Origin of the sequence: Janthinobacterium sp. SUN128, from assembly GCF_030587275.1 — a bacterium.
GTDB lineage: Bacteria > Pseudomonadota > Gammaproteobacteria > Burkholderiales > Burkholderiaceae_D > Janthinobacterium > Janthinobacterium lividum.
Genome location: NZ_JAPWHY010000001.1, coordinates 368,491 through 384,043, shown reverse-complemented (window position 1 = coordinate 384,043; position 15,553 = coordinate 368,491). Strand labels below are relative to the sequence as shown.

Sequence of the window (15,553 nt, the reverse complement as noted above, 5' to 3'; positions counted from 1 at the left end):
TGTGTCTCTATTCTGTAGTTTATTTGACTGCGCCAAAGGTCATACCCTGGACTAACTGCTTCTGGCAGAACCAGCCCAGCGCCATGATGGGCGCGATGGCCATCAGCGAAGCGGCCGACAATTTCGCCCAGAACAAGCCTTCCGGGCTGGAATACGAGGCGATGAGCCAGGCCAGCGTGCCCGCGTTGGAGGCGCCCAGGTTCAGCGACCAGAACGACTCATTCCACGACCACACCATGCACACGAGGGCCGTGGAAGCGATGCCGCCCACGGACAGGGGCAGCACGACGTGGCGGAATTCGTCCCACACGGTGGCGCCATCCATGCGCGACGCCTCCAGGATTTCGCGCGGCAGCTCCTTCATGCTCGTGTACAGGAGCCAGATCATGATGGGCAGGTTCATCAGCATGAACATGATGGTCAGGCCGATGCGCGTGTCGAGCAGGCCGAAGTACTGATAGCAGATATAGATCGGCATCAGGGCGCCCACGCCGGGCATGTAGCGCGAGCTGAGCATGAATTTCAGCAAGCCGATGGTGCCGCCCGTGGGAAAGAAGGCCATCGAATAGGCGGCCGGGATGGCGATCAACAGGCCGATGGCCGTCGAGAGCACGCTGGTAAACAGCGAGTTCCACGCGTAACCGAAGTAATTGTCGCGTGCCAGCACTTCGCGGAAGCTGTCGAGCGTGGGCGTGAAAAACAGCAGCGGCGGCGTGGAAATGGCTTGTCCTTCCGTCTTGAAGGCCATCAGGCCCAGCCAGAAGATGGGAAAGAACAGCAGCAGCGCGAACAGCCAGGCGGCGGCCGTGCGGCCATACAGATTGAGTTTGCTATGCATCAAGGTCTCCTTATTTCGACAGATTCTTGCCGATGACGCGCATCAGGAAGAAGGCGGCGATGTTGGCGATGAGCACGGCGAACAGGGCACCGGCCGAGGCCGCTCCCACGTCATAGGACAGCAGTGCCTGCTGGTAAATCATGAAGGTGATGGTGGTCGTGTCGAAGCCGGGACCGCCGCCCGTGGTGGTAAAGATTTCCGCAAAGATCGACAGCAAAAAGATCATCTCGATCATCAGCACCACCGAGACGGCGCGGCCCAGGTGGGGAATATAGAGGTAGCGCAGCTGTTGCAGATAGGTGGCGCCATCCATGCGCGCCGCTTCCAGCTGTTCCCGGTCCATCGACTGCAGGGCCGTCATGAAGATCAGGCAGGCGAACGGCAGCCATTGCCACGAGACCATCATGATGATGGAAAACAGGGGATGGGCCGACAGCCAGTCGACGGGCGTGGCGCCAAAGAAAATGCTGATTTGCGCGAACAGGCCGTAGATCGGATTGAGCAGCATGTTCTTCCACATCAGGGCATTCACGGCCGGCATGATGAGAAACGGCGAAATCAGGAGCACGCGCACGATGGCGCGTCCCGGGAACGCTTCATTGATCAGCAAGCCCAGCGCCGTGCCCAGCACCACCGTGACCAGCATGACGGAAAACAGCAGGGTAAACGTGTTCTGCAATGCCGGCAGGAACGAGGCATCCGTAAAGAAAAAGTGGAAATTGGCCAGGCCATGGAAAGGATGGCCGCTCGGATCGAGCATGGAATAGCGCACGAACGAGTAATACAGGGTGATCAATAAGGGGATCACGGAAATGACGGAGACGGCGACCACGGCCGGCGTCAGCAAAGTCCGGGGGATAATGCGTTTCATAATGTTCTCTTGGGACAGGTGAACCGATAACCCGCAAAGCTAAAGTACCGGGGTCGGACCCTCAGGGTCCGACCCCAGATTTATGCCGTTGGGGTACGCAAACTATGCAGCAGGCTTACTTGTAGTACCCGCCCTTGCGCATCTCCCGCTCCGCCGTCTGCTGCGACAACTCCAGCGCCTGATCCACCGTCACCTTGCCCAGCAGCGCTGCCGCCATCTGCTGGCCGGCTGCCACGCCGATCACCTGGAATTCGGGAATCGAGGCAAATTGCACGCCCACGTAAGGCGACGGCGGCAAGGTGCTTTGCACGGCGCGCGTGGTGGCCAGGGCCTTGCCTTCGGCGGCGGCAAATTTCGCCACTTTCTGGAACTCGGGGCTGGCATAGGTCGACTTGCGCGTGCCGGTCGGCACGTTGGCCCAGCTCGTTTCCTTGGCTACCAGTTTCACGTAGTCGGGCGACGTGGCCCAGTTGATGAAGCGCTGTGCTTCATTCGGGTGCTTGGAACTCGCGGGGATGGCGAGCGACCAGATCCACAGCCAGTTCGCGCCCCGCTCCGTCACGCCGATAGGCGACTGGGCAAACGCCACCTTGTCGGCCACCTTGCTTTGCTTGGGGTCCGTGATGAAGGAGGCGGCAATCGTCGCATCGATCCAGATGCCGCATTTGCCCTGGTTAAACAGCGCCAGGTTTTCATTGAAGCTGTTGGCGGCCGCGCCCGGCGGGCCGTATTTCTTCATCAGGTCGACATACATGGTGACCGCGTCCTTCCATGGCTTGCTGGTAAATTGCGGCTTCCATTTCATGTCGAACAGCTGGCCGCCATAGGAATTGGCCATGGTGGTGATGAGTGCCATGTTGTCGCCCCAGCCCGGCTTGCCGCGCAGGCAGATGCCGTACACGCCGTTGGCCGGATCGTGCAGCTTGGCCGCCACGTCGCGCAGCTGGTTCCAGGACGGACGGTCCTCGATCGTCACGCCCGCCTTTTTGACCAGGTCGCTGCGGTACATGATCATCGAGCTTTCGCCATAGAACGGCGACGCATACAGCTTGCCGTCGCCGGAGAGCCCTTCGCGGATGGCCGGCAGCAAGTCGTCGATATCGTATTTGGCGTCCGGCTTGATGGGGAGCAGCCAGTTTTTCTTGCCCCAGATAGGCGTTTCATACAGGCCGATGGTCATCACGTCGAACTGGCCGCCCTTGGTGGCGATATCGGTGGTCATGCGCTGGCGCAAGACGCCCTCTTCCAGAGTCACCCATTTGAGCTTGATGTCAGGATTGGCTTGCTCGAAGAACTTGCTGAGCTTTTGCATTTCGATCATGTGGCCGTTGTTGACAGTCGCGATAACCAGGTCGGTGGCGGCAAAAGCGGACGAGCTGAGGCAGCCGGCGAACAGCGCGGCGATGGCGTAACGTTTCATTGTATGTCTCCAGTGTTTTTGTCGTTGGCAATGCTCAGGTACTTGGCACCACGACCACAATGTAGCACCGGACTTTGATACTTTCTGATACTCCAAAACCGCAATTCGATACTCTTTTGCAAGCCCACTATGCGCAAGAGTATCGATATGTAGCAAAAACAACACTCTGAAAGAAAGTATCAGCACTTGCACGTTTTGTATCAGGGTGGTTAAAAAAGCGCTGCTAGACTTGGTTTTCGGCATTAGACCGCGTGCGGTGGTCGCCTTCAGGGGCGCCACCGCTACCACTTACATTCTTCTGGAGACCGCATGAACCGTACTGCGTTGAAAACTTTACCTGCCCTGATCCTGGCCATCGCCAGCGCTTCCGCCATGGCCGACCCCATGTACCCAAGCGACGCCGAAGGCTTCCATGGCTACCTGCGCGCTGGCGCCGGCAGCAATACGTCGAGCGATGGCGGTTCGCAAGGCTGCTTCGGCCTGGGTGGCAATACCATGAAATATCGTCTGGGCAATGAGTGCGACGCCTACACGGAATTCGGCTACACCAAGTCTGTTGCCAAGTCCGGCGGCGTGAACTACCTGGCCACCATCTGGGTCAACGCCTACGCGCCAAACTCGGATTTCGGCGACAACAAGCTGGGCATCGTCAAGGCCTATGTCGAAGCGCAGGGACTCGATTTCCTGAACGGCGGCACGGCCTGGGTCGGCAAGCGTTTCTACTACCGTCCTGACATCCACATGCTGGATCTGCAATACATCAACATGAACGGCACGGGCGCCGGCCTGGACCGCATTCCGGTTGGCCCGGGTAAATTCTCGTATGCCTTCTTCAAGGACAACGACATCAATGCCCGCGACAAGAACACTGGCGCCATCACCGGCACCCGTTCCGCCGTGCGCCAGAACTTCATCTACGGCGAAATTCCCGTCAATGAAAACGGCACCCTGGACCTGGCCGCGACCATTATCACGGCCGAAGGCAAGGACAACGACATCTACGGCCCGAAACATAACGGCTGGCAACTGTCGGCATTCCACCGTCAAGGCAAAGTCTTCGGCGGCGGCAACACCTTCGGCGTGCAGTACGGCGTCGGCCCTGGTGTTGGCGGTGACGGCAACGGACAGTTCGGCGCCTCGGGCAGCACTTCCTACGGTTCTGACCGCAAGCGCACGCGCGTCTTCAATGACATGGCGATCCAGCCGATGGAAAACTTCGGCATGGAATTCGTCGCCCTGTGGCAAAAAGACGAATCGACGGCCGCAGGTTCCTCGACCTGGACCTCGGTCGGCGTGCGTCCTGTGTACGCATTCACCAACAACTTCAAGCTGGTGGGCGAACTGGGCACGGACCGCGTGACGCAATCGGGCGGCCAGCCAGCCAAGCGCCTGACCAAGCTGACCATCGCGCCGACGATCTCGGCCGGTCCTGGCCTGTGGTCGCGTCCTGAACTGCGCGCTTTCGTGACATACGGCAAATGGAACGATGCGGCCACCGCCTCGGTCAATGCGTCGAACAACGGCGGCCCGATCTACAACAACAATACCAGCGGCACGTCCTACGGTTTCCAGGTAGAAACCTGGTTTTAAGCCAGCTTAACTAACGCCAGAAACTAAAAAGGGCGGAACCGCGGTTCCGCCCTTCTCTGTTTACATTACCGGATTCAACTTATGGCAAGGCTACCGGCAATTCCGGATACTCCTGCGTCAGCGCATACTTGGTGCCGCCCACGGTGACCGTGTAGTTGGCCGGTCCCGAGATCGGCAAACGGTAATTCAAGGTCAGCGCCACGGAGCCGCCGGGAGCCAGCGATTGCCAGGCGGGAATCGCGAAGCGGGCCCGGTTGTAGTTCTTCGTGAAGCCGCCGATATTGTTCGGTCCCGTGTAGCCGGCATTGATCACCGTCAAACCAAAGCCTGACTGGTCGCTCATGTCCGATGGTGCCGAGACGGGATAGTCGAACTCCACCACGGTGCCGCCTGGCAAGGTCGACGCCGTATTGTTCTTCACCGTCATCACCGGGTTGATGGGGAAGTTGTTGTCGCCCAGCTTCCAGCCGCCCAAAGTGATGCTGACGTTGGCCGCCGTGCCCGGCATGGCGATTTCGGCGCGCTTGTTGCCATACACGCCAGCCGTGCGGAATGCCTGGTACAGCACGTCCGTCAGGGTGGTGCCCATGAAATACTCGCCCTTGCCGCCGTTGCGCGTGGCATCCCATGCATAGTCGCCCGCCATTTCCCAGATCATCACGCCGCCGATATTGTTGTTGACGATGTATTGGGCCTTGGCCGCGATCGACTGCGTGGTTTCCGTGGAAATGAACACTTTCTTGGTCGCATTCCACAGCCACGGCGCCACCATGGTGCTGCTGTAATGCGGCACATAGGTGCCCACCAGGGCCTTGTCCGTGACTTTATAGGCGTCCAGGTAGCTCGGCACGATACCGTTCTGCAAGTTCAACGCATGCCAGATGGGGTTGCCGCCGCCTGGCGTGGGTTTGCCCTGCGAGTCCAGGTCGTACCAGACGTTGTCGATGCCGGTGGCGCCCGTGCCGCACGTCTTGGTGCCGGCGCAGGTGACCGTGGAACTGATCAGTGGCGTCGTGCCCCACAAGCCATTCGTGCCACCCGTCACATCCTTCCAGCCCCGCGTGTAGAACGGCACGCCGATATTGATGCGCCCCGCCTGCATGGCACCGCGGTAATAGCGGTAGGCCCAGTCCGTGTTCAGGTAGCCGATGTTCTGGAACTGGTAGGCGTTACCGGCACGCAATTCACCATCGTTGCCGTCGTCAAACAGCGCCGCGTTCGGCCCCACATACTGGTTCCACGCGCCGTGCAAGTCGTAGCTCATCAGGCTGGCGTAATCGAGATATTTCAATCCCGACATGTTTTCCTCCCCGCGCAAGACCCAGCCCGAGGCGGAACCGGCGATGGTGAGCAGATAGTATTTATTGTCCTGCACGGCCGCCTCGTCGAGCTTCTGGCGCAGCACTTTCAGCAGCAGGTTGTAGCTCGTCATCAGGCCGGCCAGGCGCGGCTTCGAGACGGCGAAGTCGTTCGGATTGCCCGCTTCATTATTGGTGGTCGGATGTTCGTAATCGACATCGACGCCATCGAAGAAGTTGTACTGGCGCACGAAGGCCACCATGGAATCGGCCAGGGTGTTGATGCCGGCCGTGTTGATGCTGCCGTCCGCATTCGTCGTGGCCGTGTAGAAGCCGCCGCTGCCGGCCCAGCCACCCACGGAAATCATCAGTTTCACGCCCGGATACTTCTTCTTGTATTGCGACAGCAAGTTGAAGTGCCCCTTGTACGGCAAGGATGGGTCCATGGCGGCGGCTGGCACGTTCGGCCATGTAAGGCCCGTGTCCGGATTGGCCGCGCCGCTGCCGATGGCGATTTTCGAGGTTGCCGGATCGACGGAAGCGAACGCATAGTTCAGGTGGGTGATCTTGTCCCAAGGCAGATTGTTTACCAGATAGGTGGGGCTGCCATCGACACCGGTGCGCCAGCTGGCGAAGTAGCCGACGATGCGCCGGTTCAAGCCATTGCTCAGCACTTCGCGGCCATTCGCGTCGTACACCTTGCAATACGGCACATTCGGCACGGCTGAGATCAAGCCATCCGGGCGGCAAGGCGTGGGCGTGGGCGTTGGGGTCGGGGTCGGCGTCGGGGTCGGCGTCGGGGTTGGCGTCGGGGTCGGCGTCGGCGTCGGTGTTGGCGTAGGTGTCGGGGTTGGCGTAGGTGTCGGGGTTGGCGTCGGGGTTGGCGTCGGTGTCGGCGTATCCGTCACGGCCCACGGGCCCCACTGGTCGGCGGCGCTGGGGACATTGCCCTGCGTCCACCACTTGGCCTTGTAAGTGACGCCTTGGTAGAGCACGCACTGGCCGCCCGTGTAGACGGTGGCGGCGTCCCAGACGGCGCACGCTTCGACGGCGGCGAGCAAGGTGTTCGGGGTGGCGGTCGTACCGTCTTGGCCACCGCCGCCGCAAGCGACGAGTACGCCGCTGAGCAGGGCCATCAATAATGCATTCGATTTCATGTTGTATTGGTCTCCGTTATGGTTGTACAGGTTGTACGTTGTGAGCTGTTGCAGGCCCCTGAAGGGGCTCTTGTCAACTGTTATCCCTGGCCGGCTATTCCTGCATTTACTGCTACTGCAACTTCACATTCCAGTTGGCTTCCACGCATTTCACGTAGTTCCCGGCCTGCAAGGCGCTGTACGGGGTTTGATAGCTGACCAGCTGGCATTGGTTGTCGCCACCGGCGCTCCAGTTCTTTTCCCAATAGATGTTGTAGGAAGCGGAACTGGCCGGGGTGAAGCGTTGCATGTTGGCGCAAGACAATTGTTCGCCGGAATAATCCCAGCCCATGTCGGCGGCAAATTGCTTGTAGTAATCGATGCGGTTTTGCGCGGCCTGCTTTTCCGTGCCCTGCCCGCATTCGGCGTTGATGATCATGATGGTGGTGGCGAAATTATTGCCCGCGCCAGCCGTCGTATCGGCCGCGTTCGGCACCCACGTGCCGTCAAGCACATGCAGCATCGACGGCTTCGGCGGTTGCGGATAGACAAAGAAGAACGTGGCCGAGGCCAGGTTCAGCCAGGTCGAGGCCACCAGGTCCGGGTTCTTCAGCAGCACGGACTGGTCGCCGTCATGCATGGCTTGCGAGAATGGGCCGTAATTGTAGTTGTACGACAGCTGCTTGGCGCCGCGGCCGAAATACTTCTTGAAGCTGCCATCGGCGTTCTTGCCGCAGGTCCAGACCTTGTTGAAGACGGGATCGGCGCACTCGACGTTGTAGCCGCAGCCGGCGCCCGTCTCGTCGCAGCCCAGCTCGCGCAAATACTTCAAGCCCTGGCGCCATTGCGGCAGCGGACTGCTGGCGTTATGGTCGCCCGTTTCCTGTACAAAATGGGCGAACATGGTGGCCAGGCTGTGGCGGCAGATGGCGTCCGCATTGCGCCCGTCGCTGTAGTCGTCGCACACGGCGGGGAACTTGGCTACGGCTTGCAGGAAACGCTGATAGGTATAACTGGTGTCGCGCGCGGCAAAATAGTAATCCCACTTCGCCGCCGGCAGCAGGCGCTCGACCCGCTTGACGTTGAGCGGATTGCTGGCCAGGCCGGGCTGCACGGCCTCGACGGCCGTATTGCCCAGGGTGCGGATCGACGCCTTGACCTTGCGGAAGAAATCGTTGTTCGTCAGCGCCGCCTCGTTGGCCTCGGCCTGGGCCTTGGTGGGGATGCCGGGCGTTGGCGTTGGCGTTGGCGTTGGCGTTGGCGTTGGCGTTGGCGTCGGTGTCGGCGTCGGTGTCGGCGTCGGTGTCGGCGTCGGTGTCGGGGTGGGTGTCGGGGTCGGGGTGGGCGTCGGGGTTGGAGTGCTGCTATCGAGACTCCACGGTCCCCACTGGTCGTTGTTCGGCGCCGTGCCCTGCACCCACCATTTGGCGCGGTAGACCTTGCCGTCATACACGGCGCACTGGCCCGCCGTGTAGACGGCAGCGGCGCTCCAGGCTGCGCACTGATCGCTGGCGGCCGTGGCGGCCAGCAGGGTCGATGGGGGTTCGGTGGTGGAATTGCCGCCGCAAGCGAGCAGCGCGCTGCCCAGCAGGCCAGCCATCAAAGGCGAGGCCAGCCGGCTAATTTGCCGTGTCTTCACAATGTCTCCTGAACGTTATACGAAAACTATCGAAGTAGCTTTTTATGTTGTACGTAAAGAAAGCACAGCGAAGCGTCGGCTTTCTGCAGAGAGAATGCGACGCTCTAAATTGGTAGTCAAGTGGTTTTATATAACGGTGTTTTTTACAATACCAGTGCTGGCGATCGCTGCGTTGGCAAGCGATGTGGTGGCGAATGGGACAAGTAAAAAAAGGCCCGCTGCATGATGGCAGCGGGCAATACCGCGCTGGATGGGTGGCGGCAAGTGGTATTAAGGGTTGTTGCGCATCCGGGACGAACTTATCTGTTCAGCACGTACTTCGCCAGGCTCGCCGCATCCGCTTCGCTCAGCTGGCTGAATGGCGGCATGGGCACGGGGCCCCATTTGCCCGCGCCGCCACTGCGGATGTTGGCCGCCACGGCAGCGACACCGTCCTTGCCCTTGTACCTGGCTGCCACCTCGGTAAAACCGGGGCCGACCACCTTCTGGTCGAGCGCATGGCAAGCCATGCAGCCATTCGCCGCCAGCAAGGTTTTGACATCCTTGCCGCTGGCGGCCGGGACAGCGGCTGCCACGGGTTTGGCGACGGCCGCGCCCGTTGCTGCCACGCCCCGCTCCACGCCATAGGTTTTCACCAGGTAATCGACCATGGCCGGCATGTCCGCGTCGTCGAACTGCGCGCCGAACGGCTTTTTCATCTTCTTGACGGTGGCTTCCCAGTAGGCGCGCGGAGAGGCCGGCGGCTGGCTCGATGCATACTGGGCCGCGTGGCACGTCATGCAGTTGCGCTGCACCAGCTGGTAGCCGGGCAATTCGCTGGGTTTGTACGTCGCCGTTTCCGGCGGCAAGTGGATCTCCAGCGCGCACGCACCACCCGCCGCCGCCAGTGCCAGCGCGGCAATCAATATTTTCATTCGCATGTGAATCTCCTCAGACTGCCTGGATGCGCGTGGTTTCCACCACGTTGCGCATATAACCCATGGGATTCCACAGGGCTTTCATGGGCTGGCTCTGGCCGATGCGGTTGACGGCGCGCACCATCAGCACGTGCTTGCCCTTGCGCGGCGCCTTCATGAGCATGGTCCATACGCGGAACGAGTAGCGTCCCAGGTCCTTGCCCAGCTTCGCTTCCTGCCACGTCTGGCCGCCGTCAAGCGACACGGTCACCTCGCTGATGCCCTGGCCGCCATCAAAAGCGATGCCGCGCAGGGCCAGGTCGCGCCCCGCCTTCACTTGCGCGCCATCCTGCACGCTGGTGATGAAAGAGCGCACGTTGAGGCGGCTGATCGGCGTCGTCTTGCCCACGGGTGCGCCCGGCTCGATGAAGCCGGAGCCGTTGTCGGGGATACGGTAGCCCGTGCTCATCCAGAAACCGTCGAATGGCTTGTCCAGCACGGTGATGTCGCTCAAGTGCTTGACCCAGTAAGTGCCGTAATAGCCTGGCACGATCAGGCGCAGCGGATAGCCGTTGAGGAAAGGAATGTCTTCGCCATTCATGGCCCAGGCCAGCATGACGTCGCCCGCCATGATGTGCTCGACGGACAAGGCTTTTTGGAAGTCGGGACCATCGCCCACTGGCGGCGCTTCCAGGCCATTGAAGGCTACTTGCACGGCGCTGGCCGCGATACCGGCCTTTTCCAGCACGGTCTTCAGGGGGATGCCCGTCCAGCGGGCATTGCCCATGGCGCCATTGCCCAGTTGCCCGCCATTCGCGCGCGGGGCAAAGAAGCCGCGGCTGTTACCCGAGCATTGCGTCACGGCCACCACGTCGACCGGGTCGGCCAGCTGTTTCAGTTCCGCCAGCGACAGTTCCAAGGGCGTCTTCACCAGGCCGGCGATGCGCAGGCGGTAGCTGCCGCCATCGATGCTGGTAGGCAAGCCACTCCAGTGGTAGCGCACGAAAAATGCATCGTTGGGCGTGATCGCGCCTTCATTGAACACGCTGAACGGCGTTTCCAGCTGGGGCGGACGGCTGGTCAGCAGGATCAGCGGGCGCTTTTGCGGAAAGGCCACCAGTTCGCGCTCGCCATTTTCAAATGGCAGGGTAACGGAGGCAGAGGCGGCCAAGGCTGGCCCCGCCACTGCGGCGGCGCCCAGGGTGGCCGTCGTACGCAGGAAGCGGCGCCGGCCTGCGGGCAACAAGGTCGTGTCAGACATGTTTGAGCTCCACTTTGGCTTCGTTGTCGCCGTTGCGGTCGTCGTTGACGAGCTTCTTGATGTAGTACATGACGCTCATGATGACCACGCTCAACAGGCCGAACCAGAACGACACGCGCTGCTCCGTATCGGACGACACGCTCATGGCACCGAGGATCACCAGCATGGCGATGATGGTGAAATACGTCAGGTAAGGGAACAGCCACATGCGCACCTTGATGCGTTCCGGACATTCGCGCTCCAGGCGGCGGCGCAAACGCAATTGAGATATCGCAATGAGCAGGTACACGAACAGGATCAGGATGCCGTAGGAATTGACGATGAAGGGGAACACCAGGTCGGCCGATACATACGATACGGCAATGGCGAAATAGGCGAACAGGGTGCTGAACAAAATGGCGCGGATGGGCACGCCGTTCTTGCTCAGCTTGACCAGGCCCGTGGGCGCATCGCCGCGGCGCGTCAGCGCAAAGATCATGCGCGACGAAGCGTACAGGCTGGAATTCAAGGCCGACAGCACGGCCGTCAAAATGATGGCGTTCATGATGTGGGCCGCGTACGGGATGTTCATGACGGTCAGGGCGCTGACGAATGGCGTGGCGATGGCCGGCGAATCCCAGGGCACGATGCAGACGACGACAAACATGGAACCGACATAAAACATCAGCACGCGCGTGATGACGGAATTGGTGGCGCGGGCGATGGCCTTGGCCGGGTCCGACGTTTCGGCGGCGGCGATGGTGACGATTTCGGCGCCCGAATAGAAGGCCGTGGCGGCGACGGCGCCACTGAGCACCGGCCCCCAGCCGTGCGGCATGAAGCCGCCGTTGCTGGTCAGGAAACCCAGGGTCGGGATGCTGTTGGGCAAGCTACCCGTGATGAACAGGGCGCCGACAAACAGGAAGACGATGATGGCGACGACCTTGATCGAGGCGAACCAGAATTCGAATTCGCCGAAGGCCTTGACCGAGAACAGGTTCAGGATGGTCATCGAGACGAGCAGCACCAGGCTGATAGCCCAGGACGGTACGTCCGGCAGCCAGAAGTTGACCAGCTTGGCGCCGGCGATGGCTTCCAGGGCCACGACGACGACCCAGAAATACCAGTACATCCAGCCGCTCATGAAGCCGAGGAATTTCGAGACCTTCGGCTTGTCGTCGAAGGCCAGACGCGCATATTCGTAAAAGGAGCCGACCACGGGCAGGGATGAAGCCAGCTCGCCCAGCATGCGCATGATCAGGACGACGAGGCCGCCCGTTAGCAGGAAGGAAAGGATGGCGGCCGGGCCGGCAGCCTTGGCAATGACGCCGCTGCCGACAAAGAGGCCGGCGCCGATCACGCCGCCGATGGCGATCATGCTCATGTGGCGTTGCTTGAGCGAGTGCTGCAAGCCGGTACTGTTATGCGATTCGCTAATCATGTTTTGTCTCCTGAAAATCTCTGAAGCTCGGTGCGCCCTGCCTGCTGCGGCTTGTTCATGCCGCGCGGCTTTGTTTTATTTAGGCAACACCGTCAAGCAGCATCGATACATCGTGTGAATCAGTCTGGTTGGCCGCATTCCATAAGTCAATCTGGAAATGCAGCGGCCCGGCGCGGCGTCCAAGGGGCAAGCGCGCTGGAGGGTAAGTACGGGTATGGCGAGTTAAAAAAATGGGAGCAGCGGCAACACTTGTGGCGTGCACGCCACTCCCGGGAACGTCTTACACCTTGCCCTTCCATGGCACGAGGGTACGTTCGAGGTAACGCATCATCAAATCAAACAGGAAAGCAAAGAAGCCGATCACGATAATGCCCATGATCACCACATCGCTGGCCAGGAACTCGGAGGCGCTCAGCACCATGTAGCCGAGACCGCGCGTGGCCGCCACCATCTCGCCAGCCACCAGGGTGGTCCAGCCCACGCCGATGCCGATACGCATGCCGGTGAGGATTTCCGGTATCGCGGCCCGCAGGATCACGTGCACGATGACCTGGAAACGCGTGGCGCCCATCGAGTACGCCGCGTGGATTTGCTCCAGTGACACGGAGCTGACGCCGGCGCGTGCCGCGATCGCCATCGGCGCGAAGATGGCCAGGAAGATCAGGTAGACCTTCGAAAACTCGCCGATGCCGAACCAGATGATGACCAGTGGCAAGTAAGCGAGCGGCGGCAACGGACGGTAGAACTCGATCAAGGGATCGAAGATGCCGCGCGCCACGCGGTTCACGCCCATCATCACGCCGATGGGAATGGCGAACAGGCAAGCCAGGCCGAATGCGCCAAACACGCGCACCAGACTGGCGACAGTGTGTTCCCACAGGGTGGCGCCGCCGAAACCGGTGGTGGCCGCCATGATGAATTTTTCATACACGGCTTGCGGCGACGGCAGAAACAGCGGCTTGACCATGCCGCTGGCCGTCACGCCAAACCACAGCAGCAGTACGGCGATGACGGTGACGGTGGCGATGCGGCTGGAATTGCCCTGCCCCGGCGCGCCGAACGCTTCGCCGGGCATGGCGCAGCGGGGAGCGAACAGGCGCGAGAAAAAGCCGGCGCGCTTGGCGGTGGTGGGAGGAAATCCCACGACGGATGGGCTATGCATGGGACACCTCCAGCTCTTTATTGACGGCGCGTTCGTCGCCATAAATGATGTTGAGCACCGTTTCGCGCATCTTGATGAAGTCCGGGCTCGATTTCACGGCGCGCGCATCGCGGCACTCGAGGAAGCGCTTGTTGAAATCGAGTTCATACGTATGCGTGATGCGGCCCGGACGGGGCGACATGACGATCAGCCGGTTCGCCAAGAACAGCGCCTCGTCGACGCTGTGGGTAATGAAGAAGAACATGGTGCTGGACTTGGCCCAGATATCGAGCAGCAATTCCTGGATGGTTTCACGGGTCAGCGCATCGAGCGCCGCCATCGGTTCATCCATCAGCAGCATGGCCGGATTGCTGGTCAGGGCGCGGGCGATGCCCACCCTTTGCTGCATGCCGCCCGACAATTGATAGATCATATTGTCGTGAAAGTCTTTCAAGCCGACCAGCGCCAGATTTTTTGCCGCCTGTTCGCGCCGCACGGCCTTAGCCACGCCTTGCAGCTTGAGGCCGAATTCCACGTTTTCCATCACGTTCAGCCATGGCAGCAAGGCATGTTTCTGGAACACGACGCCACGGTCGGCACCCGGCCCTTCCACTTTATTGTCGCCGAGCATGATCTCGCCCTTGGAGGGGGCGATAAAGCCCGCCATCAGGCTCAGCAAGGTGGTCTTGCCGCAGCCCGAGGCGCCCAGGGCGACGACAAAGTCGCCGCTATTGATGGTCAGGTTGATATTATTTAAGGCATGTACGCGTTCACCGGCCGTCTTGCCCGGATAAATCACGCTGACATCCTTGACGTAGAGATTTTCCATCGTGTGCCCCGCATAGGTGTAGTCACTTCAGTTCAACGCATTCTGTTCAGCCAGCGCGCCCGCAGGCGCGCCATTGCACAACGTTTACTTCAGCAGGCCGGCGGCCTGTGCATACTTGGGTGTCACATATTTGGCGTAATCGGTAGCCAGGGTGTCGATCTTGCCTTCGCCCTTCAAAAATTGCGCCGTGGCCAGCAAGGCTTGCGCCACGCCGCCCTTCGCGCCGCCGCCGAGCCAGGCCCGCGAGGCCTGTTCCTGCAGCGAGGGATAGGCGTACAGGGCCACGGAAGCGGCCACGTCCTTGGCGGCGGCGCCCGAATGCTTGACGTTGGCTTTCACTTGCGGGGAGTCAATGGTCCACGCCTTCGGATTGGCGCGGTAGTCGGCATCGGCGGCGGCCATCACCTTGACGAACTTGGCCATGAAATCCGCATTCGCTTCGCCCCAGGCGCGCTCGACGGCCATGCCGTCAAACGTGGCCTTGCCCTTCTTGCTCAGTTCGCCGGACGTGACGAGGACCTTGCCGTTTTGCTTGAGTTTGCTCAAGGCCGGATCCCATACGAAGGCGGCGTCGATGTCGCCCCGCTCCCAGGCGGCGGCGATCTGGTTCGGCTGCATGTTCAGCAATTTCACTTCCGTGGGCTTGATGCCCCACGTTTCCAGCGCGAACATGGTGTGGAAGTGTGTGGTGGACACGAAAGGCACGGCGATCTTCTTGCCGCGCAAATCCGTCGGCTTGGTGATGCCGGCGCCATTGCGGGCGACCATCGCTTCGGCTTCATTGATGTCGTCGATGATCCAGAACAGCTGCAAGTCGACGCCGCGGCTGACGGCTGCAGTCAGGGGGCTGGAGCCGATGACGCCGATCTGCACGTCGCCGGAAGCCATGCCGGTAGCCACCTTGGCGCCCGAATCAAACTTGCGCCAGTTGATTTTATAGCCGGTGGTTTTTTCCACTTCGCCGCTGGCGATGGCCACCAGGAAGGGACCGTTGATTTCCTGGTAGGCAATCGTCACTTCCTTGCTTTGCGCGAAGGCGGTACCGCTGGAGGCAAGGGTAACGCCCAGTACCAGGGTGCCGAGGACGGCGCGGCGCATCGTTGAAAAAACCGTGTTTTTGCTCGTATTTGTGTTCATGTCTCACTCCAAGTTATTGTTATGTGTGAACGTGCGGGCAATCTCATCCCTCGCGGGAGGCGCCGCTGGTCGATCTA

At 60.8% G+C, this 15,553-nt stretch carries 12 protein-coding genes; 1 reads left to right on the top strand and 11 read right to left on the bottom strand.

Annotation, left to right across the window (positions count from 1 at the left end; genetic code table 11):
- Positions 1 to 19: 19 nt before the first annotated feature.
- From O3297_RS01890 to O3297_RS01880, 3 genes are all read right to left on the bottom strand, one after another.
- The gene (locus O3297_RS01890; RefSeq protein ID WP_034777945.1) at positions 20 to 838 is read right to left on the bottom strand and encodes a carbohydrate ABC transporter permease; all 819 of its coding nucleotides are present in this window, start codon (positions 836 to 838) and stop codon (positions 20 to 22) included.
- A gap of 10 nt (positions 839 to 848) precedes the next feature.
- Positions 849 to 1,709, bottom strand: a complete 861-nt coding sequence (locus O3297_RS01885) for a carbohydrate ABC transporter permease (protein ID WP_034777943.1) — start codon at positions 1,707 to 1,709, stop codon at positions 849 to 851.
- A gap of 115 nt (positions 1,710 to 1,824) precedes the next feature.
- Positions 1,825 to 3,129 (bottom strand): sugar ABC transporter substrate-binding protein, encoded by a 1,305-nt coding sequence (locus O3297_RS01880; RefSeq protein WP_151093793.1) that lies wholly within the window; start codon positions 3,127 to 3,129, stop codon positions 1,825 to 1,827.
- A 309-nt stretch (positions 3,130 to 3,438) separates the two neighbouring features.
- On the opposite strand from O3297_RS01880, the gene O3297_RS01875 reads away from it, so the two are divergent.
- Complete coding sequence (locus O3297_RS01875; RefSeq protein WP_034777939.1) at positions 3,439 to 4,719, top strand: carbohydrate porin; 1,281 nt, start codon at positions 3,439 to 3,441, stop codon at positions 4,717 to 4,719.
- 79 nt (positions 4,720 to 4,798) lie between these two features.
- Here the strand turns inward: O3297_RS01875 and O3297_RS01870 are convergent, their stop codons facing one another.
- The 8 genes from O3297_RS01870 to tauA form a co-directional block, all read right to left on the bottom strand.
- The gene (locus tag O3297_RS01870) at positions 4,799 to 7,174 is read right to left on the bottom strand and encodes a glycosyl hydrolase family 18 protein (RefSeq protein WP_305047595.1); all 2,376 of its coding nucleotides are present in this window, start codon (positions 7,172 to 7,174) and stop codon (positions 4,799 to 4,801) included.
- Between the two features lie 112 nt (positions 7,175 to 7,286).
- On the bottom strand, positions 7,287 to 8,792 hold the full coding sequence (locus O3297_RS01865; RefSeq protein WP_305047594.1) for a glycoside hydrolase family 19 protein: 1,506 nt from the start codon (positions 8,790 to 8,792) through the stop codon (positions 7,287 to 7,289).
- 299 nt (positions 8,793 to 9,091) lie between these two features.
- Positions 9,092 to 9,712 carry a c-type cytochrome gene (locus O3297_RS01860; protein WP_305047593.1) on the bottom strand — a complete coding sequence of 207 codons (621 nt, stop codon included), beginning with the start codon at positions 9,710 to 9,712 and terminating at the stop codon, positions 9,092 to 9,094.
- 10 nt (positions 9,713 to 9,722) lie between these two features.
- Positions 9,723 to 10,949: a molybdopterin-dependent oxidoreductase gene (locus O3297_RS01855; RefSeq protein ID WP_305047592.1), complete on the bottom strand. Its 1,227-nt coding sequence runs from the start codon at positions 10,947 to 10,949 to the stop codon at positions 9,723 to 9,725.
- A complete protein-coding gene (locus tag O3297_RS01850) occupies positions 10,942 to 12,369 on the bottom strand; it encodes an amino acid permease (protein WP_070254562.1) in 1,428 nt (475 codons plus the stop codon). Before O3297_RS01850 ends, O3297_RS01855 begins: the two co-directional genes overlap by 8 nt.
- A 280-nt stretch (positions 12,370 to 12,649) precedes the next feature.
- Positions 12,650 to 13,444: an ABC transporter permease subunit gene (locus tag O3297_RS01845; protein WP_051959683.1), complete on the bottom strand. Its 795-nt coding sequence runs from the start codon at positions 13,442 to 13,444 to the stop codon at positions 12,650 to 12,652.
- Between the two features lie 79 nt (positions 13,445 to 13,523).
- On the bottom strand, positions 13,524 to 14,339 hold the full coding sequence (locus O3297_RS01840; protein WP_034788398.1) for a taurine ABC transporter ATP-binding protein: 816 nt from the start codon (positions 14,337 to 14,339) through the stop codon (positions 13,524 to 13,526).
- An 84-nt stretch (positions 14,340 to 14,423) separates the two neighbouring features.
- The gene (gene tauA / locus O3297_RS01835) at positions 14,424 to 15,476 is read right to left on the bottom strand and encodes a taurine ABC transporter substrate-binding protein (RefSeq protein ID WP_370385378.1); all 1,053 of its coding nucleotides are present in this window, start codon (positions 15,474 to 15,476) and stop codon (positions 14,424 to 14,426) included.
- Between the last annotated feature and the right edge of the window lie 77 nt (positions 15,477 to 15,553).